Annotated in this window: 1 protein-coding gene; it reads right to left on the bottom strand. The window is 42.1% G+C overall.

The genetic code is table 11. The features are described 5' to 3' along the window. Window positions 1-202: IS66 family transposase zinc-finger binding domain-containing protein (locus tag ACT3RM_RS18345; protein ID WP_444511576.1), on the bottom strand; the 202-nt coding region annotated here is incomplete at both ends.

Raw genomic sequence — 202 nt, 5'->3', positions numbered from 1 at the left:
CAATTGTTCATGCTCGCAATGTCTGCAAGCATATTTAAATTGTTTGTGCTTAATGACACTGACTTTCGCCGGAATAATCTTCACTTGCTCGCTGTCTTCACTACCACATTGATGTAGTTGTTCACCGCAACACTGACACGTTAACTCGGTTAAGGTGTGCTCAACCTCTTCTCGTTCAAAGTGCTCAGCCAGTATTTGTTTA

This window comes from Pseudoalteromonas sp. AOP7-A1-14 (assembly GCF_052376275.1).
In the GTDB taxonomy this organism is placed as follows: domain Bacteria; phylum Pseudomonadota; class Gammaproteobacteria; order Enterobacterales; family Alteromonadaceae; genus Pseudoalteromonas.
Note: the sequence above shows the minus strand (reverse complement) of the source record. Positions and strands in the feature narration are given on the sequence as shown.